Origin of the sequence: Phenylobacterium sp. J367, from assembly GCF_024699985.1 — a bacterium.
Lineage (GTDB): Bacteria > Pseudomonadota > Alphaproteobacteria > Caulobacterales > Caulobacteraceae > Phenylobacterium.
Genome location: NZ_JAJONA010000001.1, coordinates 1,454,007 through 1,479,585 on the forward strand (window position 1 = coordinate 1,454,007; position 25,579 = coordinate 1,479,585).

Sequence of the window (25,579 nt, forward strand, 5' to 3'; positions counted from 1 at the left end):
GGCAGTCCTCTTCGTTCCAGGCTTGCAGGTAGACCGCCCACCGTGCCCACGCAACCGCCCGCCCCCCAGGTTCGGATCGGCGCCCGCGGCTCCAAGCTGTCGCTGGCCCAGGCCGGGATGATGCAGCGGAAGATCGCCGCCGCCCTTGGCGTGGACCCGGACAACGCGGCCGAGGTGGAGGCCGTCGCCCCGCTGATCGTCATCACCACCACGGGCGACCGGGTGCAGGACCGCCGGCTGCTGGAGATCGGTGGCAAGGGCCTGTTCACCAAGGAGATCGAGGAGGCGATGCTGGAGGGCCGCATCGACTGCGCGATCCACTCCATGAAGGACGTCCCCGCCGAGCGGCCGGCGGGCCTGTGCATCGGCGCAGTGCCCGAGCGCGAGGACGTGCGCGACGCCTTCCTGTCCCGCGGACCCGAGCGGCCGGAGGACCTGACCGAGGGCGCGGTGCTCGGCACCGCCAGCCTGCGCCGCCAGGCCCAGATGCTGCACCGGCGGCCGGACCTCAAGGTCACCATGCTGCGCGGCAATGTGGACACCCGGCTGGCCAAGCTGGAGGCCGGCGAGGCCGACGCCATCCTGCTCGCCTATGCGGGCCTGCGCAGGCTGGGGCTGGGTCACCTGCCCCAGAGCCTGATCGATCCGGTGGAATGCCCGCCGGCCCCGGGCCAGGGGGCGCTCGCCATCGAGACCCGCGAGGACCTGCGCGACGCGCCCTGGATCCAGGCGCTGCGCCATGCGCCGACCGAGATCGCGGTGGCCGCCGAGCGCGGCGCGCTGATGGCCCTGGAAGGCTCGTGCAAGACGGCGATCGGGGCCCATGCCCGGTTCGAGGACGGCGCGCTGAAGCTGATCGTCGAGGCGTTGTCGCCCGACGGCGTGCACCGCTTCCGCCATGCCGGGGAGGCCGAGCTGTCGCAGCTCGCCGATCCGCTGGCCTCGGCGCTCGACCTCGGGCGCTCGCTCGGGCTGGCGGTGAAGGCCGAGGGGGGCGACCGCATCGCCATCTGAGGCGCGGCGGACGGATGCGACGCGGACGGAGAATTCGTCTGCGCCCTTCCGCTCGGCGGCGAGCGGGACGACAATGGCCGCGACAGGGTTCCCGCCAGGCGCCAGTCGTCAAAGCTTAAGCTTGGCCGTTATAAGGACTGCCGGATGGCCGGCCGACGCTTACGAATCTGGATCACCCGCGCCCAGCCCGGCGCGGACGCCACCGCCGAGCGCGTGCGCGCGCTGGGTCACGAGGCGATCGTCGCCCCGCTGCTGGCGGTGCGCACGCTGGACGACGTGGACATCGATCTCGCCGGCGTCGCGGCGCTGGCCTTCACGAGCGCCAACGGCGTGCGCGCCTTCGCCGACAAGAGCGGCGACCGGTCGCTGAAGGTGTTCGCGGTCGGCGCCGCCACCGCCCAGGCGGCGCGCTCCGCCGGCTTCCGCTCCGTGCTGTCGGCGGACGGCGACGTCGACGCCCTGGCCGAGGGCATCGCCGTGCGCCGGGGCGAGCTGAAGGGCGTGGTGCTGCATCCCGGCGCCGCCGAGCCGGCCGGCGACCTGGCGGGGGCGCTTGAGAAGCACGGCGTGCCGGCGCGGCGCCTGGTGCTCTACGAAACGGGCCCGGTGGCGATCTCGGCCAGCGAGGCCCAGATGCTGATCAAGGCCGACGCCGCCCTGCTGCATTCGCCGCGCGCCGCCCAGGTGCTGGCCAAGGTGCTGAAGGCCCATCCGGCCCCGCAGCTCCGGGCGCTGGGCCTCTCCAAGGCGGTGATCAAGCCCCTGACGCGCACGCCGCTGGCCGCCAGGGTCTTCCCGCCGTTCCCGCTGGAGGCGGCGCTGCTCAACCTGATCGACCGGGGCGCATGACCGTCCCGCCCGAGCCCGCCGGACTGACCCAGCCGAAGGACCCGGCCGTCTACCGGCGGGGCCGGGGTCAGGTGGCGGCCTGGGCGATCGGCGCGCTCTGCGTCCTCTGCGTGCTGGCCGGCGTCGCCATCGGCCGGCTCGTGCCGCGGGTGATGGCGGCGAAGCCGCAGGCGACGGCGCCGGCGGTGGCCGCCCTGGCCGTGGAGCCCGCCGAGGCCGCCGCTCCGCCGGTCCCCGCGCCGCCCAGCCCCACGGCGCCCGCGCCGGCCTCGGCCGCCGACCTGGAGCGCCTGGCCGCCCGGATCGCCGCCCTGGAGAACCAGGAGCGGACCGCCAACCAAGCCGCCGCCGCCGCCCTGGCCGCCGCCGCCCTCGTCGAGGCGACCCAAGGGGCGCGCCCGTTCCCCGAGGAGCTCGCCGCGCTCCGCGCCGCGGCCCCGGCCTTCCCCGAGCTCGCGGGCCTCGCCCGCCTGGCCGAGACCGGCGCGCCGACCCGGGCGGCGCTGGCCGCCGGCTTCCCGGACTATGCGGCCCGCGCCGCCACCGCCGCCCGGGGCCGGGCGAGGGCGCGCCGCTGGGCGCGCGGGCCGCCTACGCCGTCTCGCGGATCGTCACCGTGCGCCGGGTCGGGGAGGTCGCCGGGGACGGGGTCGACGCCCGGCTGGCCCGCGCCGAGCGGCTCGCCGAGGACGGCGACCTGGACGGCGCGCTCCGGACGCTGGACGGCCTGCCGCCGGCCGCGCGCGAGGCGCTCGCCCCCTGGCGCCTGCGGGCCGAACGCCGGGCCGAGATCGACCGCCTGGCCGCCGCGTTGCGAGGCCGGGCGCTGAAGGCGCTGAGCGCGGAGCCGGCCGCGTGATCCGCGCCGGCCTCGTCGTCCTGCTGGTGCTGGCGCTGGCGGTGGCGGTGCTGGCGCTCACCGGCGATCCCGGCCGCGCCAACCTCGTCTGGCTCGGCTGGCGCGTGGACATGACGGCGGCGACCGCCGTCCTGCTCGTCGGGGCGGGCGCCCTGCTGGCCACCGTCATCTGGCGCACCCTGATCTGGATCCTGGAGGCGCCGGCCCGGTCGGAACGGGCCCGCGCCGAGGCCCGCCGCCGGCAGGCCGACGAGGTGCTGACCCGCGGCTTCCTGGCGGTGGCGGCGGGCGACGGCTCGGAAGCCCGCCGGCTGGCCGGCAAGGCCGCGGACCTCGCCGTCGAGGCCCCGGGCCTGGCCCGCATCCTCGCCGCCCAGGCCGCCGAGGCGGCCGGCGATCCGGCCGCCATGCACGCCGCCTACACCGCCATGCTCGGCCTGCCGGAGATGCGGCTGGCCGGCCACAAGGGGCTGATGCAGCTCGCCTTCAGCCAGGGCGACCGGGACGGCGGCCTGCGCCACGCGGAAGCCGCCTTCGGCGAGGCCCGGACCACCCGCTGGGCCTGGCGGGCGCTGCTCGAGGCCCGGCTGGAGATCGGCGACTGGGACGCGGCGCTCGACCTCGTGAAGCGGGCGCTCGACCGCAAGGTGGTGAGCCCGCTGGTGGCCGAGCGCGCCCGCGCGGCCCTGCTCGCCGCCCGCGCCGCCCAGCTCGAGCATGCGCCGGAGCCCCGGGCCCGCGCCGAAGCCCTGGACAGCGCCGTGGAGGCCGCCCGGCTGCAGCCGGGCTTCTCGCCCGGCGTGGTGATGGCCGCGCGCCTGCTGGCCCGGGACGGCAAGGCGCAGCGCGCGGCCGGGGCCCTGGAGGCCGCCTGGAAGGCCCAGCCGCACCCGGCGCTCTATCTCGCCTACCGGGACCTGCGGACCGACGAGACGCCGAAGGCCCGGGCCGCGCGGCTGATGGCGCTGGCCGCCGGCAACCCCGCCCACCGCGAGAGCCGCATCCTCTATGTGGAGCAGGCGCTGATCGCCGGGGACGCCGCGGGCGCCGCGGAGGCCGCCCGGGCGCTGGACGGCGAGCCGGCGACCGCCCGCATCGCCGGCCTGATGGCGCGCGTCGCCTATGCCGGCGGCCGTCCCGACGAGGCGCGGGTCTGGATGGCGCGCGGCATGAGCGCCCCGCACGAGCCGGACTGGTCGGACCTCGATCCCGAGGGCCGGGCCTTCGCCTATCACGCGTCCGACTGGGCGCGGCTGGTGGCGACCTTCGCCGAGACCGGCGAGCTGATCCATCCGCGGCTGGAACGGCGCGAGCGCGGCCTGCCCGAGCTGCCGGAACTGCCGCTCACCTATGCCGACCAGGCGGCCCTGCTGGGCCCCGACGGCGGCGAGCCGGTGCTCTATCCGGCCCACGAGGAGCCGTTCGGCGACGACGAACCGCCGCCCGCGCCCCCGTCGGCGCCCCGGCCTGCGCCCCCAGCGCCGCGCCCCCGCGAGGCGCCGCTTGGCGAGCGGCGCGAGGTCCGCTAAATAGGCGCCTCCCGGCGGCCAGGGTCTTCCCGAGTCGCGCGAAACGGGCCGCCTTAGCTCAGCCGGTAGAGCGGCGCATTCGCAATGCGTGGATCTATCGGGAGTCAGGGGAACTACGGAAGGGCCTTCGGCAAGCTACCAGCGCCGATTGCCTAGGAATGCCGCTTTAGCTCAGCTGGTAGAGCACCTCATTCGTAATGAGGGGGTCACAGGTTCGAGTCCTGTAAGCGGCACCACTTCCTTCCTTCAGGCGTCCGGACGGCGCAGGACCTGGGGTAAAACCCGCAGCCGCTTCTCAGGCGCGGTCCGCGGGCGTTCGCGGGTTGGGCCGGATTCGGTCTTGGCCGCCGGCCTGAAAGAGTCGGATCCGTTCAGGACCTACGACTGCCAGGGAGCGGTTTCCATGATGCACGTCCTTCGGAACCTCGGCCTCGTCGGCGCGTCGGCCGGCGCGCTCGTGGCGCTCAGCGCCTGCGCCACCGTGGAATCGGTGGAGCGGGCCCAGGCCACGGCGGACCAGGCCTTGTCGGCGGCGCAGGCCGCCCAGGCCTCGGCCGACCGGGCGCAGGCGTCCGCGGACGCCGCCGGCCAGGCGGCGCAGCGGGCCCAGTCCTCGGCCGACGCCGCCAACGCCGCCGCCCAGGCGGCCGCCGCGGAGGCGGCGCGGCTGCGCGAGGCGAGGGCCGGCGAGCGCGGCTGACCGGCTCAGGCCGCCGCGTCGGTCTCGGCCAAGGCGGTCTCGGGCAGGGCGGTGTCGAGGTCGAGCAGGGTGACGATCTCGGTCTCGAGCGTGATGACGCCGCGGACGAAGTCGGCATCGCCGGAGCCGAGGTCGGGGGCGGCCTGGATCTGGGCGGCGTCGACGGTGATGATGTCGCAGACCGCATCGACGAGCAGGCCGACGGGGCGGCCGGCGAGCTCGGCGACGACCACCACCGAGGAGGCGTCGGGGGTGCGCGGCGGCAGGCCGAGGCGGCCGGAGAGGTCGAGCACCGGCAGCACCGTGCCGCGCAGGTTGATCATGCCCAGGACGTAGGAGGGGGCGTGCGGCAGGGGCGTGGAGGCCGTCCAGCCGCGGATCTCGCGGACCTTCATGATGTCGAGGGCGAACATCTGCTCGCCGACCCGGATGGAGATCAGCTCACGCGCGCCGGCGGTGTCGGCGCCCATCAGAACTCCTCCCAGCTGTCGGCGTCGGCCTGAGGCTCGGGCTTGCGCGCGGCCGCGCCGGAGCCGGTCGACACGGTCCGCATCTGAGCGACCGGGGCGGAGGTGCGGGCCGGGGCGCGGGCCGGCGGGGCCTGGTGGGCGGTCTCGCCCACCTGGAAGCGGCCGATCAGCCGCGACAGCTCCTCGGCCTCCTGGGCGAGGCTGTGGCTGGCGGCGGTGGACTGCTCGACCATGGCGGCGTTCTGCTGGGTCACCTGGTCCATCTGGTTCACCGCGGTGTTCACCTGATGCAGGCCGGTGGCCTGCTCCTGGGCCGAGGCGGCGATCTCGGAGACGACGGTGGTGATGTCGGCCACCTGGGCGGCGATGCGGGTCAGCGCCTCGCCGGTCTCGCCCACCAGGGTGACGCCCTGGCCGACCTGGTCGGTGGAGGCCGAGATCAGGGTCTTGATCTCCTTGGCGGCGTCGGCCGAGCGCTGGGCCAGCGCGCGGACTTCCGAGGCGACGACCGCGAAGCCCTTGCCGGCGTCGCCCGCGCGGGCGGCTTCCACCCCGGCGTTCAGCGCCAGCAGGTTCGTCTGGAAGGCGATCTCGTCGATCACCCCGATAATCTGGCCGATCTGGCCGGACGACTTCTCGATCCCGGTCATCGCCTCGACGGCCTGGCGGACCACCTCGCTCGAGCGCTCGGCGTCGGACTTGGCGGTGTTGACCACGTCGCGGGCGTGGTTGGCGCCCTCGGCGGTCTTGCGGACCGTGGCGGTGATCTGATCGAGCGCCGCGGCGGGTCTCCTCCAGGCTCGCGGCCTGCTGCTCGGTGCGCTTGGAGAGGTCGTCGGCCGCCTGGCTGATCTCGTCGGTGCCCGAGCGCATGCCGCGGACGTTGCCGGAGATCACCTTCAGGGTGTCCTGCAGCTGGCCCATGGCGCCGTTGAAGTCGGTGCGCAGCTTCTCGTACTCGCCGGCGAACGGCTGCTCGATGCGGAACACCAGGTCGCCGGCCGAGAGCTTCTCCAGCCCGGTGGCGAGGTTCTGCACCACCTGGGCGAGCTGGCGGGCGGCCTCGGCCTTGGCCTCCTCCTGCCGCTTCCGCTCCTCCTCGGCCTGCCTGGCCTGCTCGGCGGTCATGCCCTCCAGCCGCAGCTTCTCGATCGCCGCGTCCTTGAAGGTCTGCACCGCTCCGGCCATCTCGCCGATCTCGTCCTTGCGGCCCGTCCCCGGGATCGCAACCGTGTTGTCGCCGTCCGCCAGCTTGCGCATGACGGAGGTCATCTCGGTCACGGGGCCGGCGATGCTGCGCGCCAGGAGCCAACCCATGGCGATCGCGATCAGGGCCGACAGCGCGCCGCCGATCGCCAGCGCCAGACGGGTGATCGCCACCGACTGGTCGGTCGCCGCCGCCTCCACGTCGGACCAGGTGTCGACCGCCTGGCTCGCGGCCGCCGACGCCTTGCGGTAGGCGTCGAGGCTGCCGCCGGTGCGGGCGTTCTCCAGCGCTTGGCCATAGGTCGCCGGGTCGCTCATCAACTGGACCTGCGGCTCGATATAGCCGGTCTGGAAGTCGGCCTCGGCGCCCTTCATCGTGGCGAGCGCCGCGAGGATCGGCGGCTGGTCCGCCGCCAGCTCTTCCGCGCGGGCCATTTCCTTCAGGAAGCGCTCGCGCGCCCCGACGACGGCCTTGCGGTGCTTGTCGCTCGCGGTGAGGATCAGGCCCCGGAGGCTGGAATTCTGCTCGAAGAGCGCAGCCTCGGCCCGCGCCATGGCGACCTGAAGTTCGAACGAGGCCGCGTCGCGCTGGTTGACGGCCTCGACGCGCACGCTCTGCACGAAGAGCACGAGGCTCTGGATGGCCATGACGGCCACGAGGGTCGCGAAAGCGACCATCAGCTTCCGCGAGATCTTCAGGTTGTCCAAGAGCACGCCGTAGCCCCCCGATGTTGGATGCAGTCTTATGGGGAGCGATAATCGGAACCGGCTTTAAAAAAGATTAGTGATGACCGGTCCGGAAAGTATCCGTCACGTCAAACCCAATGCTTAGCCGAATAACCACCGGCAGAACCGAGCGCCATGGACTTGATCTACGCAGGGATATGGGCCGAAACACTCGCGAATTGCGGAGGCTGAACTAAGCCGGCTAAGCGATCGTGCTATATTGTCGCATACCCGACATAAGGTGCGGTCAGCCCGCGCAGGTCGTGAGGTTGACGGACGGCGCTTCGGTTCGGGTCCAGGCGTCGCCGGCCTTAGAGAAGGTCGCGAAGGCGGAGCCGGGCCGGCCCTCGGCGCCCTTGCCGGTGAAGGTCATGGCGGAGACGAGCTTGGCGGTGACGCCCTGGGCCTGTTCCTCGGGCGTGATCGTGCGCTCGGCCTTGCAGGTGACCTGGAACGACTCGCAGCCGGCGCCGTCGACCTTCGTGGCGCAGCTCGGGTTCGTCGCCTCGATGTCCGTCCGCCAGGCGGAGATCTGCTGGTCGAGGCCGGCGAAACGGTCGTCGCCGGACGCGGTCGAGGCCGTGTCGGCGCCGCTGCAGGCGGCGAGGAGGGCGAGGGGCGCGAGGGCGGCGGCGAAGGTCTTCAAGGCTCAGGCTCCGGAAGGCGGGGACGCCGCCATAACGGATGAATCATGGCGACGGGATGACGGAACGCGTCTCCCCGGTCCAAAACCGCCGGCCTGCGCCGTTTCCGACGTGACCCCGGTCATGGAGCCGCAAAAAGTTGCGAGCGCCTCGCAGAACCCTGGTTGATCGAAGCTCGGCCTTGGCTAGGGTCCGGCCCGATGCCGACGCCCGCAGCCCCCCTGATTCCCCGGTCGTCCGGCCGCCCTCCGCCCTCAAGGGCCAGCGCCTGGCGTCCGTCGACCTGCTGCGCGGCATGGCCATGGTGCTCATGGTGCTGGACCATGTGCGCGACTTCTTCCACGACCAGGCGCTGATCTTCGATCCGCTTGACCCGCAGCGCAGCTATCCGCTGCTCTTCGCCACCCGCTGGATCACCCACTTCTGCGCGCCGGTCTTCGTGTTCCTGGCCGGGGTCTCGGCCTGGCTGCAGTTCGCCCGCGGCAAGACCCGGGGCGAGCTCTCGCGCTTCCTGCTGACCCGGGGCCTGTGGCTGGTGGCCATGGAGCTGACGGTGATCGGTTTCGGCTGGCACTGGCGGCTCGACTTCCTGTTCCTGCAGGTGATCTGGGCGATCGGCTGGTCGATGGTCGCCCTGGCCGGCCTCGTCTGGCTGCCGTGGAAGGCGGTGCTGGCGATCGGCGTGATCGTCCTGGCGGGCCACAACCTGCTCGACGGGGTGCAGGCGGCCGAGCTCGGGCGGCTCGGCGTCTGGTGGGCGCTGCTGCACCAGCAGGCCCCTCGTGCTGGGCGGCCAGCTCTGGGGCCTGATCGCCTATCCGCTGCTGCCCTGGTTCGGGATCATGGCGCTGGGCTACGGCATGGGCCCGGGCTTCCTGCTGCCCCGGCGCCGGCGCCACACCCTGATGATCGGGGTCGGCGGGGCGATGGTCCTGCTGTTCCTCGTGCTCCGGGGCAGCCGGATCTACGGCGACCCCGACGCCTGGAGCCTGCAGGCCAGCGACATCCGCACGACCATGGATTTCCTGGCCACCACGAAGTATCCGCCGAGCCTGCTCTACGCCTGCATGACGCTGGGGCCGGCCCTGCTCGTCCTCCCGGCGCTGGAGCGGCTGCGGGGCCGGTGGGCCGAGCCCTGGGCGACCTTCGGGGCGGTGCCGTTCTTCTTCTACATCGCCCACATCTACCTGGTGCACGCCGCCGCCACCCTGCTCAGCCTGGCGCAGGGCTATGGCGTCTGGGGGATCGCGGACCTGTTCCGGCGGGGCCAGGACCTGCAGGGCTACGGCCTGCCGCTCGCCTATGTCTACGCCATCTGGATCGCCGCCGTGGCCGCCCTCTACCTGCCCTGCCGCTGGTTCGCCGGCGTGAAGCGCCGCCACCCGGGCGGGCTGCTGTCCTACTTCTAGGCCGGCACGGCCTCGGAGCGTCGGCCCGATCTCGTCGTGCAGCACGAGGTCGGCGTAGGGGTCGAGCTCGGTGGGTTCGCGGTTGACGATGGCCAGCGTCGCGCCGTTGCGCTTGGCGATCAGCGGGAAGCCGGCGGCCGGATAGACCACCAGCGACGAGCCCAGGACGATGAACAGGTCGCAGGCCAGGGTCTCTTCCTCGGCGCGCTGCATGGGCCCCTCCGGCATCGACTGGCCGAAGGAGATGGTCGCGGTCTTCACGAGGCCGCCGCACGACCGGCAGTAGGGGATCTCGCCGGCCTTCAGGAAGCCCTCCTTCAGGTCGGCGAGCTCGTGGCGTTCGGCGCATTCCAGGCAGGACGCGTAGGTGGCGTTGCCGTGCAGCTCGATGACCTTGTCCGGCGGCACGCCCGAGTCCTGGTGCAGGTTGTCGACGTTCTGGGTGATCACCGCGCTGACCTTGCCGCGGGCCACGAGCCGGGCGACCGCGTGGTGGCCGGCGTTGGGCTGGCGGCCCGTCCAGCCGGCCTTGCCGGTGAAGGCGCGTTCCCAGGCCTCGCGGCGTTTCGCCGGGTCGGACACGAAGTCCTGGAAGTAGATCGGCTTCATCCGGCTCCACACGCCACCGGGCGAGCGGAAGTCGGGGATGCCGGATTCCGTGGAGATGCCGGCGCCGGTGAACACCACGGCGCGGCGGCTGTCGGCGATCAGGCGGGCGAGGGCTTGGCGGCTGTCCATGTCCCCAATGTCGGTCGGACAGGCGGACTTCGCCAGTCCCGGGCGATGCGAAGGGGGGTGGGGACGACCGGCCCGGCCGCTGTCGGGGGGATGCCAGGGGGATGGGCCGGGCCGGTCGCGCGCCGCTCGTGTCCGACAGGCAAGTCGTTGAGCGACGCCCTATCAACCGTCCATCAAATGATCGGGTTCCGGCGTTCGGCGATTCTGTCCGGGCACGGTCCGAAAGCCCGGTCGAGATCGGCGGCCTCGACGCCGTCGGCCTCCACCTGCTTCACCCGCGCGGTCTCGCCGCGGACGATGCGCAGGGCGGACTTCGGCCGGGAGAGCGCCCTGGCCAGGAGGGCGACGACGGCGGCGTTGGCCTGGCCCTCGGCGGCCGCGGCGGCGACCCGCACCTTCAGCACCGGCCGCCCGGCTTCGTCGGCGGTCCAGCCGTCGACCGCGTCGCGCCCGCCGCGGGGCGTCACCCGCACGGCGAACCGCACGGGATCAGTAGGCGACGGCGCCGACGAGGGGCCCCTCAGCGCCGGCAGCAGGATGTCGCGCAGGCCGACCAGCACCAGGATCGCGACGATCGGGCTGATGTCGACGCCGCCCAGCGACGGGATGAACCGCCGGAAGGGCCGCAGCACCGGGGCGGTCACCGCGTCGAGGAAGCGGGTGACGTTGTAGACGAACCGGTTGCGCAGGTTGATCACGTCGAAGGCCACCAGCCACGACAGGATCGCGCTGATGATGATCGCCCAGATCAGCAGGCCGAGCAGGCCGCCCACGATGAAGAAGATGAAGTTGATGAGTGCGACCATCGTGTCCTGTCCCGCGTCCCTATGGGCTTCTAACCGGCTTTGCGCCGCAGGCAAGGCGCCGCACCGCGGGAGAGGCGCTTGACAGGCCCCCGCCGATAGGGCTATTCCGCGCCTTCCTGGGGCCGTAGCTCAGTTGGTAGAGCGCCTCGTTCGCAATGAGGAGGTCAGGGGTTCGACTCCCCTCGGCTCCACCAGGAACCTTCCCGACAGACGATCTAGTGCGCCGGCGGCTCGGACGTCCGCGCCTCGGACGCCCGCGCCTCGGGGCGTTTCGGGCCACGCAGCGACTCGGTGAACGAGCGGGTGGCGCGCTCGAAGGCCCGGGCCATCTGGTCGCGGCCCTCGGCGGCGCTGGAGACCGCGGCGATCGCCACCGGCTTCAGCTTCCTGCCGGCCTTCGCGCCCACCTTGGCGGCGGCCTTGCGGGTCTTCGAGCCGGGCTTGGCCTCGTGCAGGGCGAGCGCCGTGCCGGCGGCCAGCAGGGCCTCGGCGATCACCGCCTTGCCGCTCTGGGTGGCGGCCAGGTCCTTCAGGCTGCGGCGCACGCTCTTGGGCACCTTCACCCCCGCGATCTTGCGGGGGACCTTGTTCTGCTTCCTGGCCATCTGCGGCTCCTGGCTGTCTTCCCTGATGAAAGCGGTGAACCCGCGCGGAGTTTCCGACCCGAGCCTCCCCCCGAACGGTCCCGGCCGACAGTCGGGATCATTCCCTAGGGGGCGACCCGGAGGCGCGGGCGAACGCCTCCGTGTCGGCCCGGAGGCGAAGCGCCGGACCCGGGGTGGTAGTTTCCGGGTTCACCGACCGGGGCTCGAGCCCCCGCCGTTTCAGGAGTCCCGCCGCCTTGGCCCTCAGTCACACCTACGAACTCTACCTGCACAAGGACGACGAGCCGCCGCGGTTCGAGCCGCTGACCTGCACGGACGAGGTCGAGCTGCTCGCGGCCATGCGCCGGCTGATCGACGAGCGCCGGCTGAAGTCCGTGGAGGCCTGGCGTCTGGGCGAGCAGGTGATGGTGCTGGCCGGCTGAGCCCAGGCGCCGCGTTGCTGGGCGGGGCGGTCGCGCCTATGGTCCGGCCGCAACCTGACGGGACCTGAGACCCTGTTCCTCGACCGCCTGCTCGGCCGCCGCAAGAAGCCCGTCGTCCCGCCCACCACCGGCGGCCGGCGCGTCTATGCCGTCGGTGACGTCCACGGCCGCCTGGACGCCCTGCAGCCGCTGATCCACGCCATCGTCGACGACCTGGAGGCCAGCCCGCCGGCCGACACCGCCCTGCTGGTCTTCCTCGGGGACTATGTGGACCGGGGGCCCGATTCCCGGGGCGTGGTCGACCTGGTGCTGAAGATGCGCGAGGCCCGCGGCCTCGACGTCCGGGCGCTGAAGGGCAACCACGAGGAGGCCCTGCTGCAGTTCCTGGAGCAGCCGTCGTTCGGCGCCACCTGGATGGAGCACGGCGGGGGCCCGACGCTGGTCTCCTACGGGGTCCAGCCGCCGCCGACCCGCACCGACACCGAGGCGTGGGAGCGGGTGCGGGACGTCTTCGCCGAGACCCTGCCCGCCGACCACAAGGCGTTCTTCGAGCGCCTGGACCTGATGGTCGACGTGGGCGACTACGCCTTCGTCCACGCCGGCGTCCGGCCCGGCGTCGCCTGGGACCAGCAGGCCGAGCGCGACCTGCTCTGGATCCGCCAGGAGTTCCTCCAGGAGAAGGGGCCGTTCGGCAAGGTCATCGTCCACGGCCACACGCCGATGGAGGAGCCCCAGCTCCTGCCGCACCGGCTGGGCATCGACACCGGCTGCTACGCCACCGGCGTGCTGACCGCCGTGCGCCTGCAGGACACCGACCAGCGGCTCATCCAGGTGAAGGCCGAGCGGCGCTTCGGCTGAAGATCAGGCCTGGATCGCCCGCTCGGGGCGGATCGGCCGCTTGCACCCCTCCATCACCGAGAACGCCCCGAAGGCGGCGAGGCCCGCCCCGATCAGCGCCAGCGCCAGGGGGCCGAGCGGCAGGTCGCGCAGTTCCTGCAAGGCGCCGCCCAGGCTGCGCGCTTCGCCGGCCCGGGCGCTGACGCCGGCGTAGACGATGAAGGCCCCGGCCGGGATCATCGCCAGGCCGCGGGCGAAGTGGCCGATCCGGCCCAGCCAGCCGGCCACCCGGGCGGTGTCCGCGTCGCAGGCCAGCGTCCGGCCGAAGTGGTCGGAGAAGGCGCGGATCATGTTGCCGACGCCGACACCGAGGATCGTCAGGCCGACCAGGCTGACGATCAGCTCGCCGCCGGGCAGGTCGAGCGCGCGGGCCACCGCCTCACGGGTCTGCACCTGGTCGTCGAGCTCCTTCAGGTCCTCGATGGCGTCGAGGATGAAGAACACCGAGACCCCGAGGCCGAGCGCCGCCAGCCCGCTGAAGGCGAGGCCGGCGCGGGCGCAGAGCGCGCTGAGACCCCGGCCCAGGCGGTCGACATCGAAGACCGACTGCAGCGTCCGCCAGCCCGCCAGCGCGAACAGGCCGAGGCCGGCCAGCCAGAGCAGGGCGATGCCCGGGGGCCAGTCGCCCCAGGCCTCCAGCGCGCCCACCGGGCTCTCCGCCTGCGGCGCGACGCCGGCCGCTGCAAGCACGGCGATCGCGCCCATGCTCAGATAGACCGCGCCATAGGCGAGATAGCCCCCGCGCGCCGCCAGCTCGATCACCGTCGCCCACGGCATGTGCGCGAACCGCCGGCGGATGCGGCGGATGGGCTTGCTGTCGAGGATGTCCGGGGCGGTCATGGCGCAGGCTGAGCGCGGAGACCGCGGTCCCGGTTCCGCGCGGGCTAGTGGGCGTCGTCCCAGTTGGCGGCGGCGCGGGCCTCGACCACCAGCGGCACGGACAGCGAGACCGCCGGCTCGTGGGCGGTCTCCATCACCTCGCGGGCGACGGCGATCAGTCGGTCGGCCTCGGCCTCGGGGGCCTCGAAGACCAGTTCGTCGTGCACCTGCAGCAACATCCTGCCCGTCAGGCCGGCGTCACGCAGCGCGCCCGGCATCCGCACCATGGCCCGGCGGATCACGTCGGCCGCCGCGCCCTGGATCGGCGCGTTGATCGCCGCGCGGTCGGCGAAGCTGCGCTCGGCCTGGCTCTTCCCGCGGGCGGCGGGGATGTGGACCTTGCGGCCGAAGATGGTGGTGACGAAGGCCTGGCTGCGCACCTGCTGCTGCATGCGGTCCATGTAGGTCCGGATGCCGGGGAAGCGCTCGAAGTAGGTCTTGATGTAGGCCCCGGCCTCCTCCCTCGGGATGCCGAGCTGGTTCGAGAGGCCGAAGGCCGAGATGCCGTAGACGATGCCGAAGTTGATCGCCTTGGCCCGGCGGCGGGTCTCGGCGGGCATCCCTTCCACGGGGACGCCGAACATCTCGGACGCGGTCATGGCGTGGATGTCGAGGCCGTCCTTGAAGGCGCGCTTGAGCTGCGGGATGTCGCCGATGTGGGCGAGCAGGCGCAGCTCGATCTGCGAGTAGTCGGCGCTGATCAGGACATTGCCCGGCTCGGCGATGAAGCAGCGGCGGATCTTCCGCCCCTCTTCCGTGCGGATCGGGATGTTCTGCAGGTTCGGGTCGCTGGAGGCGAGGCGCCCCGGTGGTGGCCGCCGCCAGGGAGTAGGAGGTGTGCACCCGGCCGGTCCTCGCGTCGATCGCGTCCACCAGGTTGTCGGTGTAGGTGCCCTTCAGCTTGGAGAGCTGGCGCCAGTCCAGCAGGATGCGCGGCAGTTCGTGGCCCTGGGCGGCCAGGTCCTCCAGCAGGGAGGCGTCGGTGGACATGGCGCCGGTGGCCGTCGTCTTGCCGGACGCGATGCCCATCTCGTTGAACAGGATCTCGCCGATCTGCTTGGGGCTGCCCAGGTTGAACGGCCGGCCGGCGACCTTGTAGGCCTGCTCCTCCAGTTCGCCCATGCGCACGGCGAAGTCGTTGGAGAGCTGGCGCAGGCGGTCGGGATCGACCTTGACGCCGGCCAGCTCCATGTCGACCAGCACCTGGGGCAGCGGGCGCTCCAGCGTCTCGTAGACGGTGAGCAGCTTCTCCTCGGCCAGCCGCGGCCGAAGGTGCTCGTAGATGCGCAGGGTGACGTCGGCGTCCTCGGCCGCGTAGCAGGTCGCCGCCTGCAGCTCGACGTGCTTGAAGCTCTTCTGCGCCTTGCCGGTCCCGGCCACCGTCTTGAAGCTGATCGGCTCGTGCTCGAGCAGCCGCTTGGCGAGCTCGTCCATGCCGTGGCTCTTGTGCAGCCCGCCTTCCAGCGTGAACGAGATCAGCATGGTGTCGTCGATCGGCGACACCTCGACGCCGTAGCGGCGAAGCACGGCCAGGTCGTACTTGCCGTTCTGGGCGACCTTCAGGACCGACGGCTCCTCCAGCAGCGGCTTCAGGCGGGCGATGACTTCCTCGCAGGGGATCTGGGCCAGGTCCTCCTTCGTCTCGAAGTCGAGGCCGCCGTCGCCCCTCGTGCTCGTGGCCGACGGGGATGTAGCAGGCCTCGCCCGGCGCCACCGCCAGCGACACGCCGCAGAGGTTGGCGCTGGAGGCCGAGAGCGCGTCGGTCTCCGTGTCGAAGGCGACCACGCCGGCGGCCCGGGCGCGGGCGATCCAGGCGTCGAGGGTCTCGAGGTCGCGGACGCAGACGTAGCCGTTGACGTCGATCGGGCCATGCTGCGGCGCGGCGCGGGTGCGCGCCTCCGGGGCGGGCGTGGCGGCGGCGGGGCCCGGACCGCCCTTTGCCGTCGCCGACGCGGCGGGCGAGCGAGCGGAACTCCATCCGCTCCAGGAACTCGGCCAGCACCGCCGGGTCGGGGTCGTCGGCGGCGAGCTCGTCCAGGGTCGCCGGGAGGGGGGTGTCGCAATCCAGCCGGACGAGCTCCCGCGACAGGCGGATCTGGTCGGCGAAGGCGATCAGGGTCTCGCGCCGCTTGGGCTGCTTGATCTCGCCGGCCCGGGCCAGGAGCGTGTCGAGGTCGCCGTATTCGTTGATCAGCTGGGCGGCGGTCTTGATGCCGATGCCCGGCGCGCCGGGGACGTTGTCCACCGAATCGCCGCAGAGAGCCTGCACATCAACGACCTTGTTCGGCGGAACGCCGAACTTCTCCATCACCTGGTCGGGCCCGATCCGCAGGTTCTTCATGGTGTCGAGCATGAAGACCCCGTCGCCGACGAGCTGCATCAGGTCCTTGTCGGAGGAGACGATCAGCACCTCGCCGCCCATGTCGCGGGCCTTGCAGGCGTAGGCGGCGATCAGGTCGTCGGCTTCGTAGCCGGGCAGCTCCAGGCAGGGTACGCCGAACGCCCGGGTGGCCTCGCGGACGAGCGGGAACTGCGGGACGAGGTCCTCCGGCGGCGGCGGGCGGTGGGCCTTGTACTGGTCGTAGAGCTTGTTGCGGAATGTGGACTCGGAGTGGTCGAAGACCACCGCCAGGTGGGTCGGCGCGTCCTCGGCGGACTTCATCTCCACGAGAAGCTTCCACAGCATGCTGCAGAAGCCGGAGACCGCGCCGACCGGCAGGCCGTCCGACTTGCGGGTCAGGGGCGGGAGCGCGTGGAAGGCGCGGAAGATGAAGCCCGAGCCGTCCACCAGGTAGAGCCGGATCCTGGGGCCGTCCTGCGTCGGCTCGCGCGGGATGTCGGCCAAGGTTTCGGGGGCGGCGTCGAGCGTGTCGGTCATGGCCGGAACATAGGCGCGCGGGGCCTGAGCGTCATCCGTGACCGTTGGCGGAAAATACATCCGGCGGCTATGGATCGCAGGTGACCCGCCCCGCGCCCTTCCTGCACCTGGCCACGCCCTGCTACGGCGGCCAGGCGCACGCGACCTACATGCGCTCGCTGCTGGCGCTGCGGCCGGCCTGCGCGGCGCGCGGCGTGACGCTCTGGCCCGACCTCGGCGGGGGGCGAGGCGCTGATCGGCCGCGGGCGCGGCAGCTACCTCTCCAAGTTCCTGCGCTCGCAGGCGACCCACCTGCTGTTCGTCGACGCCGACATCGGCTTTCCGCCGGAGGCCGTGTTCCGGCTGCTGGACTCGGGCCTCGACGTGGCGGGCGGCCTCTACCCGAAGCGGGCCCAGGACCTGGCGGCGGTGCGCGCCGGGACGCTCGCCTGGGAGGCGGACGAGCAGCCGGACGCCCCGCCGGCCCGCGGCGACGGGTTCCGCCAGGTGGCGGCGGTGGGGGCGGGCTTCCTGATGATCCGCCGCGCCGCGGCCGAGCGGCTGGCGGCGGCCTATCCGCAGCTGGTGGCCAAGGTCGGCGACGTGAAGGGCTCCGGCACGCCCGACGCCCTGATGGTGTTCGACAGCTTCGTGGAGCCCGGGACCGGCCGCTACCTCAACGACTGGCAGGCCTTCGCGCGGCGCTGGCGCGATATCGGCGGCGAGGTCTGGGCCGACACGAAGAGCGGCCTCACGCACATGGGCGACGTGGCGCTCACCGGCTGAAGCGGGCGTTCAGGTTCGGCAGCGGGTCCGCGGCGAACGCGGCGGCCTCTCCGGTCGCCAGATAGGCCGCGATCCCCTTCGCCAGCGACGCATACGCCAGGCGGAACGGGGCGGTGGCCGAGCTCAGCCGGCGGACGCCGAGCTCCGCCAGGCGCGGGGCGGGCGCCAGGCCGGGCAGCAGCATGATGTTCAGCGGCAGCGGGATCGCCGCCGCCAGCCGGCCGATCAGGGCCTCGTCCTTGGCGCCCGGCGTGAAGATCCCGCTGGCGCCCGCCTCGGCGTAGAGCTTCGCCCGGCGCACGGTCTCGTCGAACGCCGCCTCGCCCTCGGCAAGGCCGCGGAGGTAGACGTCGGTGCGGGCGTTGATGAACAGCGGGACCCCGGCCCTGTCGGCGGCGGCCCGGGCGGCGGCGACCTTGCGGGCGTGGAGGTCCGGGTCGCGCCCGCCGTCCTCGAAGTTGATCCCCACCGCCCCGGCGTCGAGGACGCGGGCGATGTTGGCGGCGAGCTCCGCGGGGTCGTCGGTGTAGCCGCCCTCGAAGTCGCAGGTGACCGGCAGGTCGACGCTCCGGACGATCCCGGCGACGGTGGCGATCACCTTTTCCATCGGCAGGGCGTCGCCGTCGGGATAGCCATGCGCCCAGGCCACCGCGGCCGAGGAGGTGGCCACCGCCTTCGCGCCGGCGTCCGCCATCAGGGCCGCGCTCGCGGCGTCCCAGGCGTTGGGCAGCACGAGTATGCCGTCCCGGTGAAGCTTCGCGAACGTCTCGGCCCTGGCGCGCTGTTCCATCGTCGGCTCTCCTCGTCTGACACCCAGGACGGTCATATGGCGACGCCTGTGACACGCCGCTGGCGGAATCCGGACGTGGACGGCCTAGGCGGCGGCCGCTTCCTCGGCGCGGCGGCGGACCTCGTCGGCGACCTTGGCCAGCACCGGGGCCCAGTCGCCCTCGACGCCCTGCCGGAACAGCCGCACCGAGCGGTACCAGGGCAGGTCCTCGCCGGCGACGCCGTAGCGCCACTCCGGCTTGCGCGGGATCATCGCCAGGCAGGGCGTGCCGGTCGCGCCGGAGAGGTGGACCACCGCCGTCTGCACCGACACCACCACGTCCAGGTTCTGGACCAGGGCGGCGAGGTCCTCGAAGTCGCTGGTGTCGCCGGGCATCGGCCGCACCGGGTTGGCGCGGCCCTGGTTGAAGGCGGCAAGTTCGGCGTCGACGTCGCCGTACTGCAGGTTGACGAACTCGCACCCGGGCAGGTCGAGGACCGGCGCCATGCGCTCCAGGGTCAGCGACCGGGCCGCGCCGGCGGTGTAGTCGAGCCCGCCCCGCCAGGAGACGCCGACGCGCAGCGGCGCGGTCCGCGGCCCCAGGCGGCCCGCCCAGTCGGCCAGCGCCTCGGGCGAGGCGGTGAGGTAGGGCGTTCCCGGGATGTCGGCCGCGTCGCGCCAGTAGAGGCTCGCCAGGCTGCCGATCGCCACGACCACGTCGTCGGGCCCAAGCGGCGCGCCCAGGCCGATGAACTCCAGGCCGGGGAAGGAGGCGCGGAACAGGCGGTGGAACCGGCTGGCGCAGATCAGCGCCGTCGACGCCGCCGTCGCCATCACCTGCGGGATCATGGCGGCGAACATCATGATGTCGCCGACGCCCTGCTCGGCGACGAGCACCACCCGGCGGCCCGCCAGGCTCTCGCGGGTGAGGTTCGGCGTCAGCCGGGCCCGCAGGTCGGCGGTGACGAAGCTCGACGAGCGGCTGATGAAGCTCTGCGCCTTCCAGCGGTGCTCGTAGTCGTCCCAGCCCTCGTGGTAGCGGCCGAGCCGGAGGCTGGTGAGCGCCCGGCTCCAGCGGATCTCCGAGAAGCCCGGGTCGAGGGCGATGGCGCGGTCGAAGCTCGCCAGCGCTTCCAGGTTGGTGCCGGCCGAGACGGGCTCCAGGAAGTCGAGCTCGACGATCGCCCGGGCGCGCCCGAGGTGGGCCATGGCGTGGTTCGGATTGAGCGCGATCGCCTGTTCGTAGCTGGCCTTGGCCTCGGCCCAGCGCTCCAGGCCCATCAGCGCCGCGCCGCGCTCGAAGTGGGAGCCCGCCGCCTGGGGATTGAGGGCGATCGCCGTGTCGAAGGCCGCGAGCGCGTCGGCGTAGCGGCCCTGCTGGAACAGCGCCCGGCCGCGGTTCACATGGCCGACGTCGTATCCCGGCTGCAGGGCGAGCGCCGCGGTGAAGGCCGCCTCGGCCTCCTCGTAGCGGCCGAGGTCGAGCAGGACGTTGCCGCGGTTGTTCTGGGTGCTGGGCTCGTCCGGCTTGAGCGCCAGCGAGCGGTCGTAGGCCTCGAGCGCCTCGAGCGGGGCGATGTTGCGGAGCGCCACGCCCAGCCAGCCGAAGGCCCGCCACGCCCGGGGCTCCAGGGCGACGGCCCGGCGCAGGGCCTCGGCGCTCCGCGCGCGCTCGCCGGCCTGCAGCAGGGTGAGGCCGACCTCCTGGGGCGGGATGAAGCTCGCCGGATCGGCCGCGCCGGCGGCTTCGAACAGCGCGATCGCCTCGTCGCGGCGCCCGGCCTCGCGGGCCTCGCGGCCGCGCTTCAGGAGATCGGCGATGTCGTCGGCGGGCATGCAGCTTCCCTGGAGGCGTCCTCGGCGCGCTACTTAGCGGCGGCGCCGGCCGTTCGCCAAGCCGCGCGTCCCGCCGCTCGCCTCCGGCCGCGAAAACCCTGTATGACCCGCCGGGTGACCGCCACGGCCCTGACCCGCCTGACCCTGACGGACTTCCGGTCCTACGCCCGGGCCGACCTCGCGCTGGACGGCGGTCCGGTGTTCCTCGTGGGGCCGAACGGGGCGGGCAAGACCAACCTGCTCGAGGCGGTCAGCTTCCTGATGCCCGGCCGCGGCCTGCGCGGCTCCAGCCTCGCCGAGGTCGGCCGCCGCCTGCCGGGCGAGCGCGCGGGCCGCGCCTGGGCCGTGGCGGCGGTGGTGAGCGCCGGCGGCGAGGAGACGCGGCTGGGGACGGGCGTCGAACAGGCCGGGCGCCGCGCGCCGCGCCGTCCGCCTGGAGGGCGAGGCCGTGCCGCCCGGCCGGCTGGCCGAGCATGTCCGCCAGGTCTGGCTGACGCCCGCCCAGGATCGGCTGTTCCTGGAGGGAGCGGCCGACCGCCGCCGCTTCCTCGACCGGCTGGTGTTCGCCGCCGAGCCCGCCCACGCCGCCCACGCCAGCGCCTACGAGAAGGCCCAGCGCGAGCGGATGCGGCTGCTCACCGACGGCCCGCCGGACCCCGCCTGGCTCGACGCCCTGGAGGCCCGGCTGGCCGAGGCCGGCGCCCTGATGGCGCTCGCCCGCGCCCGCACCCTGGCCGCCCTGCAGGCCGAGATCGACACCCGCGGCGAGCGGCCGTTCCCCCAGGCGAGGCTCAGCCTGACCGGCGAGTGGGAGCAGATGGCCGGCGAGGGCGCCGAGATCGCCGACATCGAGGGCCGCCTGGCCGAGGCCCTGCGCCGGGCCCGCGAGCGCGACGCGGCCGCCGGCCGGGCGCTGACCGGCCCGCACCGGGGCGACCTCGCGGTCGTCCACGCTGAGAAGGACCGGCCCGCCGCCGAATGCTCCACCGGCGAGCAGAAGGCGCTGATCCTCAACCTGGTGCTGGCGCAGGCCGCCCGGCTCGCGCGCACGCCTGCCGCGCCGAGCCCCATCCTGCTGCTGGACGAGGTCGCCGCCCACCTCGACCGCCGCCGGAGAGCGGCCCTGTTCGACGAGATCACCGCGCTCGGCCTGCAGGCCTTCCTCACCGGCACCGACGAGCACCTCTTCGAGGAGCTGAAGGGCCGCGCTCAGGGCGTGCGGGTGGACGGGGCGGAGCTGGCGGCGCTGGGCTGAGACCCGGCGAGGCCGCAGTCGAAGCTGCGGCAGAAATCGGCGCGCGCGGTCTCCGCGATCCGCCGGATGGCCGCCCGGCGCAGGACGTCGATGTCGTCGCTGGCTTCGGCGAGCGCCCGCCGGAAAGGCGCGCCGTCACTGGTTTCGAACCGTACCGCGGCCTCGAGGGTGGCGTCGTCCATCGTCGCGGCGACCGCGTCGAGCATCAGCTCCTGATAGGCCCGGTCGGCAGCCTGGTACCCGGAGGTCAGCGCCGCCGCGGCGGCGTCGCGGACCTCGGCGGGCAGAACGGCGAGGCCTTCGATCTCGGCGTCCAGCACCTCCCGCCAGGCCGGGCGCTCCCAGTGGTCGTTGAGGGCGGCGATCAGCCGCCTCGCGAGCTCGCGCCGGGCCGGCGTCACCGCGCGCGGCGCATAGGTTCGGCGGTTGCGGGCCGTGACGTCGAGGAAGGCGGCCAGCACCAGCACTTCGCGCCCCGCCAGCCTCGGGACCTCGCCGGCCGGCAGGCGGTAGCGGTCGCTGACCGACAGGGCGGCCTGGCCCACGCCCAGCCCGTCGGGCGATTCCGCCACCACGCGGCAATCCTCCGGCGCGCCCTGGGCTCCCATGCCGCAGACCAGCCAAGCCAGGCCGTTCAGGTCGAAATGCCGCGCCAGCGGCCAGGCGCGCCCAGCGCGTCGGGCGTGGGCCGGCGGTCCCAGACGATGACCGGCTCCGGCGGCGGATCGGCTGCCATGGCGGCCTTCAGGACCTCGGTCGCGGGTTCGGCCTTGCAGTTGAGGCGTGCGCAGAACGTGTCGCGGGCCGTAGTCTCCATGCGGCGCCGGGCCTCCGCCGTGATCGCGGACTGCGCCGCGGCCAGCCCGTCCGGGAAGCTCAGGTAGCGCTGGCCCTCCGGCGAGGCGAGGAAGGCCGCGGCCTTTTCGAGATCGGCGGCGGACAGCCGGCTCGCGAGGATGCGCGCCATGCCCTCCTCCGTTTCGGCCGTCGCCTGCCCCTGGGACTTGCGGATCGCGGCCGCGGCCGCGGCCCGGGTCGCCGGCTCCACGCCCCGCTGCGGCCGGTCCACCAGCCGTTTCAGCTCCGCCTCGAAGGCGTCCGTCGATCCCCCGCGCAGGGACCCGGCGATCCGCCGCGCCGGCGCCAGCCGGGCGGGATCGGGATCCAGCCGCGCCGGCTGCCGGATCGCCGGCAGGGCGAAGCGGATCGGGATGCGGACGGTGTCGTCCGGGTTCCGGTCCCCCCCCAGCCGGCGGCCCGCATCTGGAAGTCCCGGGTCATGGCCATGGCCGCCTCGCCGAAGCCCAGCCCCTTCGGCTGCTCCTCGACCACCGCGCAGGCCTTCAGGACGCCGGTGGGGATCGTGACCCGGCAGCTCAGCAGCGCCCGGCCCTCCAGGGCGAGCCGCTCCGCCACCAGGGGGTAATGGTGCGACAGCCGTTCACCGTCCGGCGTTTCCGCCCAATCGGGCGCCAGGCGCAACTGCGCAAGGGCGGCGGCCGGTGTCGTGAGGACCAGGCAAGCGGCGAGGACGAGGACGCGGACGCACATGCCCGTGACCCTACCAGGGCCTGGACGGCGGCCGAAATAGCCCCGCGGCCTCGCGTACACACACGCGCACGCACGTACGCAGGTGCGAAGCGCGCGCTTAATCCCTATATTGCAGCAGAGAGATTCGGCCGACGACGGCCGGCGGGCGCAGGCGCGCCGGTTCCTCTGCAATCGAAGGCGGGCGCAGGGCCTCGGTGAGGCCCCAGTTTCCGATTCAACTGGACGTGTGATGAGCGAAGAGAACGAGATCGTCGAAGGCAACGGCAGCGCCGAGTACGGCGCGGAGTCGATCAAGGTCCTGAAGGGCCTCGATGCGGTGCGCAAGCGGCCGGGGATGTACATCGGCGACACCGACGACGGGTCGGGCCTGCACCACATGGTCTACGAGGTGGTGGACAACGCCATCGACGAGACCCTGGCCGGCTGGGCGACGCGGGTCGAGGTGATCCTCAACGCCGACGGCTCGTGCACCGTCACCGACGACGGGCGGGGGATCCCGACCGACATCCACGAGGGCGAGGGCGTCTCGGCGGCCGAGGTCATCATGACCCAGCTCCACGCCGGCGGTAAGTTCGACCAGAACTCCTACAAGGTCTCCGGCGGCCTGCACGGCGTCGGCGTGTCGGTGGTGAACGCGCTCTCCGACTTCCTGAAGCTGAAGATCCACCGCAACGGCCAGGTCCACGAGATGGAGTTCCGGCGCGGGGACGCGGTCTCGCCCCTGGTGGTCACCGGCGTCTCGCCGAGGCGCGAGAACGGCGAGTTCCTGACCGGCACCGAGGTCACCTTCCTGCCGTCGCTGGAGACGTTCAGCTTCATCGACTTCGACCTGAAGACGCTGGAGCACCGGCTGCGCGAGCTGGCGTTCCTGAACTCCGGCGTGACCATCTGGCTGAAGGACCACCGGGGTCCGGAGCCCACCGAGGAGGTGATGAGCTACGAGGGCGGCATCGAGGCCTTCGTGCGCCACCTGGACAAGGCCAAGACCCCCTGGTGAAGACGCCGATCGTGGTCCGCGGCAAGAAGGAGAACGTCGAGCTCGACCTGGCGCTGTGGTGGAACGACAGCTACCACGAGAACGTCCTCTGCTTCACGAACAACATCCCGCAGCGCGACGGCGGCACCCACCTGGCCGCGTTCCGCTCGGCGCTGACCCGGATCATCGGCAACTACGCCGAGAGCTCCGGCGCGGCGAAGCGCGAGAAGGTCAGCGTGTCCGGCGAGGACGCCCGCGAGGGTCTGACCTGCGTGCTCTCGGTGAAGGTCCCCGACCCGAAGTTCTCCTCCCAGACCAAGGACAAGCTGGTCTCGTCCGAGGTGCGCCCGGCGGTGGAGAACCTGGTCAGCGAGGGCCTGTCCACCTGGTTCGAGGAGCATCCGAACGAGGCCAGGCTGATCGTCCAGAAGATCGCCGAAGCCGCCGCCGCCCGCGAGGCGGCCCGCAAGGCCCGCGAGCTCACCCGCCGCAAGTCGGCGCTCGACATCACCTCGCTGCCCGGCAAGCTCGCCGACTGTCAGGAGAAGGATCCGGCGAAGTCCGAGATCTTCCTCGTGGAGGGCGACTCGGCCGGCGGCTCGGCCAAGCAGGCCCGCAACCGCGAGAACCAGGCGATCCTCGCTGCGCGGCAAGATCCTGAACGTGGAGCGCGCCCGCTTCGACAAGATGCTGTCGTCGGACCAGGTCGGCACCCTGATCACGGCGCTCGGCGCCGGCATCGGCCGCGACGACTTCGACATCGAGAAGCTGCGCTACCACAAGATCGTCATCATGACGGACGCCGACGTCGACGGCGCCCACATCCGGACCCTGCTGCTCACCTTCTTCTACCGGCAGATGCCGGAGGTGATCGAGCGCGGCTACCTCTATATCGCCCAGCCGCCGCTCTATAAGGCGGCCAAGGGCAAGTCCTCGCGCTACCTGAAGGACGACAGCGAGCTCGAAGCCTACCTGATCGACGAGGGCACGGACGGGGCGACCCTCGACCTGGCGTCCGGTGAGCGCCTGACCGGCGCCGACCTGCTGGCCCTGGTCAACACGTCACGCGGAGCCAAGGCCAACGTCGAGCGCCTGGCCACCCGGGCGCCGGCCTTCGCCATCGAGCAGTCGGCGCTGGCCGGCCTGTTCGTGGACGGCGGCGGCGATCCGGCCGCGGCGGCCAAGCGGCTCGACCTCTACGCCGAGGAAGGCGACGGCGCCTGGTCCGGCGCCAAGGGCGAGGCCAACAGCTTCGTGTTCAGCCGCATGAAGCGCGGCGTCTCCGAGCGCGTCGTGCTGGACGACATCCTGCTGCACGCGGCCGACGCGCGGCGCCTGGCCGAGCGGTCGAAGGAGCTGGCCGAGGTGTTCTCGGGCGTGGCCACCTTCACCCGCCGCGACAAGGCCACGACGATCCGCGGCCCGATCGACCTGATCAACGCGGTGATGGAGGCCGGCCGAAAGGGCCTGTCCATCCAGCGCTACAAGGGCCTGGGCGAGATGAACCCCGACCAGCTGTGGGAGACCACGCTGGACGCCAACGCCCGCACCCTGCTGCAGGTGAAGGTCCATCACTCGGAGGACGCCGACGGCCTCTTCGCGCGGCTGATGGGCGACGTGGTCGAGCCGCGCCGGGAGTTCATCCAGGAAAACGCCCTCGACGCCGAGGTCGACGTCTAGGGGCGGAGGCCCTCTCCCCTACCCTCTCCCTCTCGGGCTGCGCCCGGGGGAGAGGAGTGGGGCGGAGAGGTCGGGCCAGAATCTCCTCTCCCCCGCGAAGCGGAGAGGGAGAGGG

The 25,579-nt window shown here is 72.9% G+C and carries 22 protein-coding genes, 2 tRNA genes and 6 pseudogenes; 15 read left to right on the forward strand and 15 right to left on the reverse strand.

Translation table 11 applies throughout. The features are described 5' to 3' along the window. The first annotated feature begins 42 nt into the window (after positions 1-42). From hemC to LRS04_RS07915, 6 genes are all read left to right on the forward strand, one after another. On the forward strand, positions 43-1,014 hold the full coding sequence (hemC, locus tag LRS04_RS07890; protein ID WP_257815889.1) for a hydroxymethylbilane synthase: 972 nt from the start codon (positions 43-45) through the stop codon (positions 1,012-1,014). 144 nt (positions 1,015-1,158) lie between these two features. Continuing rightward, positions 1,159-1,863 carry a uroporphyrinogen-III synthase gene (locus LRS04_RS07895; protein ID WP_257815890.1) on the forward strand — a complete coding sequence of 235 codons (705 nt, stop codon included), beginning with the start codon at positions 1,159-1,161 and terminating at the stop codon, positions 1,861-1,863. Beyond that, positions 1,860-2,693, forward strand: a complete 834-nt coding sequence (locus LRS04_RS07900; protein WP_257815891.1) for a hypothetical protein — start codon at positions 1,860-1,862, stop codon at positions 2,691-2,693. The genes LRS04_RS07895 and LRS04_RS07900 overlap by 4 nt, the downstream gene beginning before the upstream one ends. A 25-nt stretch (positions 2,694-2,718) precedes the next feature. Beyond that, on the forward strand, positions 2,719-4,251 hold the full coding sequence (locus LRS04_RS07905; RefSeq protein ID WP_257815892.1) for a heme biosynthesis HemY N-terminal domain-containing protein: 1,533 nt from the start codon (positions 2,719-2,721) through the stop codon (positions 4,249-4,251). A gap of 160 nt (positions 4,252-4,411) precedes the next feature. Then, a tRNA-Thr gene (locus LRS04_RS07910) sits at positions 4,412-4,487 on the forward strand. A gap of 170 nt (positions 4,488-4,657) precedes the next feature. Beyond that, a complete protein-coding gene (locus LRS04_RS07915; protein WP_257815893.1) occupies positions 4,658-4,951 on the forward strand; it encodes a hypothetical protein in 294 nt (97 codons plus the stop codon). A 5-nt stretch (positions 4,952-4,956) separates the two neighbouring features. Here LRS04_RS07915 and LRS04_RS07920 read toward each other — a convergent pair whose 3' ends face one another. The 3 genes and pseudogenes from LRS04_RS07920 to LRS04_RS27720 all read right to left on the reverse strand — a co-directional run. Beyond that, positions 4,957-5,421 (reverse strand): chemotaxis protein CheW, encoded by a 465-nt coding sequence (locus tag LRS04_RS07920; protein WP_257815894.1) that lies wholly within the window; start codon positions 5,419-5,421, stop codon positions 4,957-4,959. Further along, positions 5,421-6,137, reverse strand: coding sequence for a methyl-accepting chemotaxis protein (locus tag LRS04_RS26700; protein ID WP_308238302.1), 717 nt, complete (start codon positions 6,135-6,137; stop codon positions 5,421-5,423). Before LRS04_RS26700 ends, LRS04_RS07920 begins: the two co-directional genes overlap by 1 nt. A gap of 502 nt (positions 6,138-6,639) precedes the next feature. Further along, positions 6,640-7,002: pseudogene (locus LRS04_RS27720) on the reverse strand (chemotaxis protein); the annotation flags it as partial. Between LRS04_RS27720 and LRS04_RS27725 the strand changes: the two are divergent. After that, entirely contained in the window at positions 6,919-7,386 is a 468-nt protein-coding gene (locus LRS04_RS27725; protein ID WP_374577337.1) for a hypothetical protein, read from the forward strand. The pseudogene LRS04_RS27720 and the gene LRS04_RS27725 overlap by 84 nt on opposite strands. A gap of 214 nt (positions 7,387-7,600) precedes the next feature. Here the strand turns inward: LRS04_RS27725 and LRS04_RS07930 are convergent, their stop codons facing one another. Then, positions 7,601-7,999 carry a hypothetical protein gene (locus tag LRS04_RS07930; RefSeq protein WP_257815895.1) on the reverse strand — a complete coding sequence of 133 codons (399 nt, stop codon included), beginning with the start codon at positions 7,997-7,999 and terminating at the stop codon, positions 7,601-7,603. 308 nt (positions 8,000-8,307) lie between these two features. Here LRS04_RS07930 and LRS04_RS27730 point away from each other — a divergent pair. After that, positions 8,308-8,655: pseudogene (locus tag LRS04_RS27730) on the forward strand (DUF1624 domain-containing protein); the annotation flags it as partial. Positions 8,656-8,779: 124 nt separating this feature from the next. Then, complete coding sequence (locus LRS04_RS07940; RefSeq protein WP_257819263.1) at positions 8,780-9,406, forward strand: hypothetical protein; 627 nt, start codon at positions 8,780-8,782, stop codon at positions 9,404-9,406. Positions 9,407-9,604: 198 nt separating this feature from the next. Here LRS04_RS07940 and LRS04_RS07945 read toward each other — a convergent pair. After that, positions 9,605-10,144, reverse strand: a pseudogene (locus LRS04_RS07945) (NAD-dependent deacetylase); the annotation flags it as partial. A 173-nt stretch (positions 10,145-10,317) separates the two neighbouring features. Beyond that, positions 10,318-10,950: a YggT family protein gene (locus tag LRS04_RS27735; RefSeq protein WP_374575247.1), complete on the reverse strand. Its 633-nt coding sequence runs from the start codon at positions 10,948-10,950 to the stop codon at positions 10,318-10,320. A 118-nt stretch (positions 10,951-11,068) separates the two neighbouring features. Between LRS04_RS27735 and LRS04_RS07960 the strand changes: the two genes are divergently transcribed. Beyond that, positions 11,069-11,144, forward strand: a tRNA-Ala gene (locus tag LRS04_RS07960). 21 nt (positions 11,145-11,165) lie between these two features. Here the strand turns inward: LRS04_RS07960 and LRS04_RS07965 are convergent. After that, the gene (locus LRS04_RS07965) at positions 11,166-11,555 is read right to left on the reverse strand and encodes a hypothetical protein (RefSeq protein WP_257815896.1); all 390 of its coding nucleotides are present in this window, start codon (positions 11,553-11,555) and stop codon (positions 11,166-11,168) included. A 236-nt stretch (positions 11,556-11,791) separates the two neighbouring features. On the opposite strand from LRS04_RS07965, the gene LRS04_RS07970 reads away from it, so the two are divergent. Continuing rightward, a complete protein-coding gene (locus LRS04_RS07970; protein WP_257815897.1) occupies positions 11,792-11,977 on the forward strand; it encodes a hypothetical protein in 186 nt (61 codons plus the stop codon). 36 nt (positions 11,978-12,013) lie between these two features. Here the strand turns inward: LRS04_RS07970 and LRS04_RS07975 are convergent, their stop codons facing one another. Beyond that, complete coding sequence (locus LRS04_RS07975; protein WP_257815898.1) at positions 12,014-12,175, reverse strand: hypothetical protein; 162 nt, start codon at positions 12,173-12,175, stop codon at positions 12,014-12,016. On the opposite strand from LRS04_RS07975, the gene LRS04_RS07980 reads away from it, so the two are divergent. Further along, the gene (locus LRS04_RS07980) at positions 12,158-12,835 is read left to right on the forward strand and encodes a metallophosphoesterase family protein (RefSeq protein ID WP_257819026.1); all 678 of its coding nucleotides are present in this window, start codon (positions 12,158-12,160) and stop codon (positions 12,833-12,835) included. The two genes, LRS04_RS07975 and LRS04_RS07980, sit on opposite strands and share 18 nt — an antisense overlap. Positions 12,836-12,838: 3 nt before the next feature. On the opposite strand, the gene LRS04_RS07985 is transcribed toward LRS04_RS07980, so the two are convergent. Beyond that, positions 12,839-13,714, reverse strand: a complete 876-nt coding sequence (locus LRS04_RS07985; protein WP_257815899.1) for a DUF1206 domain-containing protein — start codon at positions 13,712-13,714, stop codon at positions 12,839-12,841. 44 nt (positions 13,715-13,758) lie between these two features. Further along, a pseudogene (gene polA / locus LRS04_RS07990) lies at positions 13,759-16,632 on the reverse strand (DNA polymerase I). A 333-nt stretch (positions 16,633-16,965) separates the two neighbouring features. Here polA and LRS04_RS07995 point away from each other — a divergent pair. Beyond that, a complete protein-coding gene (locus LRS04_RS07995; protein WP_257815901.1) occupies positions 16,966-17,397 on the forward strand; it encodes a hypothetical protein in 432 nt (143 codons plus the stop codon). On the opposite strand, the gene LRS04_RS08000 is transcribed toward LRS04_RS07995, so the two are convergent. Both LRS04_RS08000 and LRS04_RS08005 read right to left on the reverse strand, forming a co-directional pair. Then, on the reverse strand, positions 17,387-18,187 hold the full coding sequence (locus LRS04_RS08000) for an isocitrate lyase/phosphoenolpyruvate mutase family protein (protein ID WP_257815902.1): 801 nt from the start codon (positions 18,185-18,187) through the stop codon (positions 17,387-17,389). The two genes, LRS04_RS07995 and LRS04_RS08000, sit on opposite strands and share 11 nt — an antisense overlap. A gap of 84 nt (positions 18,188-18,271) precedes the next feature. Further along, the gene (locus LRS04_RS08005) at positions 18,272-20,002 is read right to left on the reverse strand and encodes a tetratricopeptide repeat protein (protein WP_257815903.1); all 1,731 of its coding nucleotides are present in this window, start codon (positions 20,000-20,002) and stop codon (positions 18,272-18,274) included. 102 nt (positions 20,003-20,104) lie between these two features. Between LRS04_RS08005 and recF the strand changes: the two are divergent. Next, a pseudogene (gene recF / locus LRS04_RS08010) lies at positions 20,105-21,257 on the forward strand (DNA replication/repair protein RecF). On the opposite strand, the gene LRS04_RS08015 reads toward recF, so the two are convergent. The 3 genes from LRS04_RS08015 to LRS04_RS08025 form a co-directional block, all read right to left on the reverse strand. Then, positions 21,212-21,829, reverse strand: coding sequence for a hypothetical protein (locus tag LRS04_RS08015; protein ID WP_257815904.1), 618 nt, complete (start codon positions 21,827-21,829; stop codon positions 21,212-21,214). The pseudogene recF and the gene LRS04_RS08015 sit on opposite strands and share 46 nt — an antisense overlap. A gap of 62 nt (positions 21,830-21,891) precedes the next feature. Then, on the reverse strand, positions 21,892-22,326 hold the full coding sequence (locus LRS04_RS08020; protein ID WP_257815905.1) for a DUF2059 domain-containing protein: 435 nt from the start codon (positions 22,324-22,326) through the stop codon (positions 21,892-21,894). A gap of 8 nt (positions 22,327-22,334) precedes the next feature. Then, a complete protein-coding gene (locus LRS04_RS08025; protein ID WP_257815906.1) occupies positions 22,335-22,808 on the reverse strand; it encodes an energy transducer TonB in 474 nt (157 codons plus the stop codon). A gap of 229 nt (positions 22,809-23,037) precedes the next feature. Here LRS04_RS08025 and gyrB point away from each other — a divergent pair. Further along, a pseudogene (gyrB, locus tag LRS04_RS08030) lies at positions 23,038-25,464 on the forward strand (DNA topoisomerase (ATP-hydrolyzing) subunit B). Positions 25,465-25,579: the final 115 nt, after the last annotated feature.

Excerpts from the sequence above, each read along its gene's own strand:
- LRS04_RS07895 (WP_257815890.1), top strand. The coding sequence starts at position 1,159 with ATGGCCGGCCGACGCTTACGAATCTGGATCACCCGCGCCCAGCCCGGC.
- LRS04_RS07900 (WP_257815891.1), top strand. The coding sequence starts at position 1,860 with ATGACCGTCCCGCCCGAGCCCGCCGGACTGACCCAGCCGAAGGACCCG.
- LRS04_RS07915 (WP_257815893.1), top strand. The coding sequence starts at position 4,658 with ATGCACGTCCTTCGGAACCTCGGCCTCGTCGGCGCGTCGGCCGGCGCG.
- LRS04_RS07920 (WP_257815894.1), bottom strand. The coding sequence starts at position 5,421 with ATGGGCGCCGACACCGCCGGCGCGCGTGAGCTGATCTCCATCCGGGTC.
- LRS04_RS27735 (WP_374575247.1), bottom strand. The coding sequence starts at position 10,950 with ATGGTCGCACTCATCAACTTCATCTTCTTCATCGTGGGCGGCCTGCTC.
- LRS04_RS07965 (WP_257815896.1), bottom strand. The coding sequence starts at position 11,555 with ATGGCCAGGAAGCAGAACAAGGTCCCCCGCAAGATCGCGGGGGTGAAG.
- LRS04_RS07985 (WP_257815899.1), bottom strand. The coding sequence starts at position 13,714 with ATGACCGCCCCGGACATCCTCGACAGCAAGCCCATCCGCCGCATCCGC.
- LRS04_RS08000 (WP_257815902.1), bottom strand. The coding sequence starts at position 18,187 with ATGGAACAGCGCGCCAGGGCCGAGACGTTCGCGAAGCTTCACCGGGAC.
- LRS04_RS08005 (WP_257815903.1), bottom strand. The coding sequence starts at position 20,002 with ATGCCCGCCGACGACATCGCCGATCTCCTGAAGCGCGGCCGCGAGGCC.
- LRS04_RS08025 (WP_257815906.1), bottom strand. The coding sequence starts at position 22,808 with ATGTGCGTCCGCGTCCTCGTCCTCGCCGCTTGCCTGGTCCTCACGACA.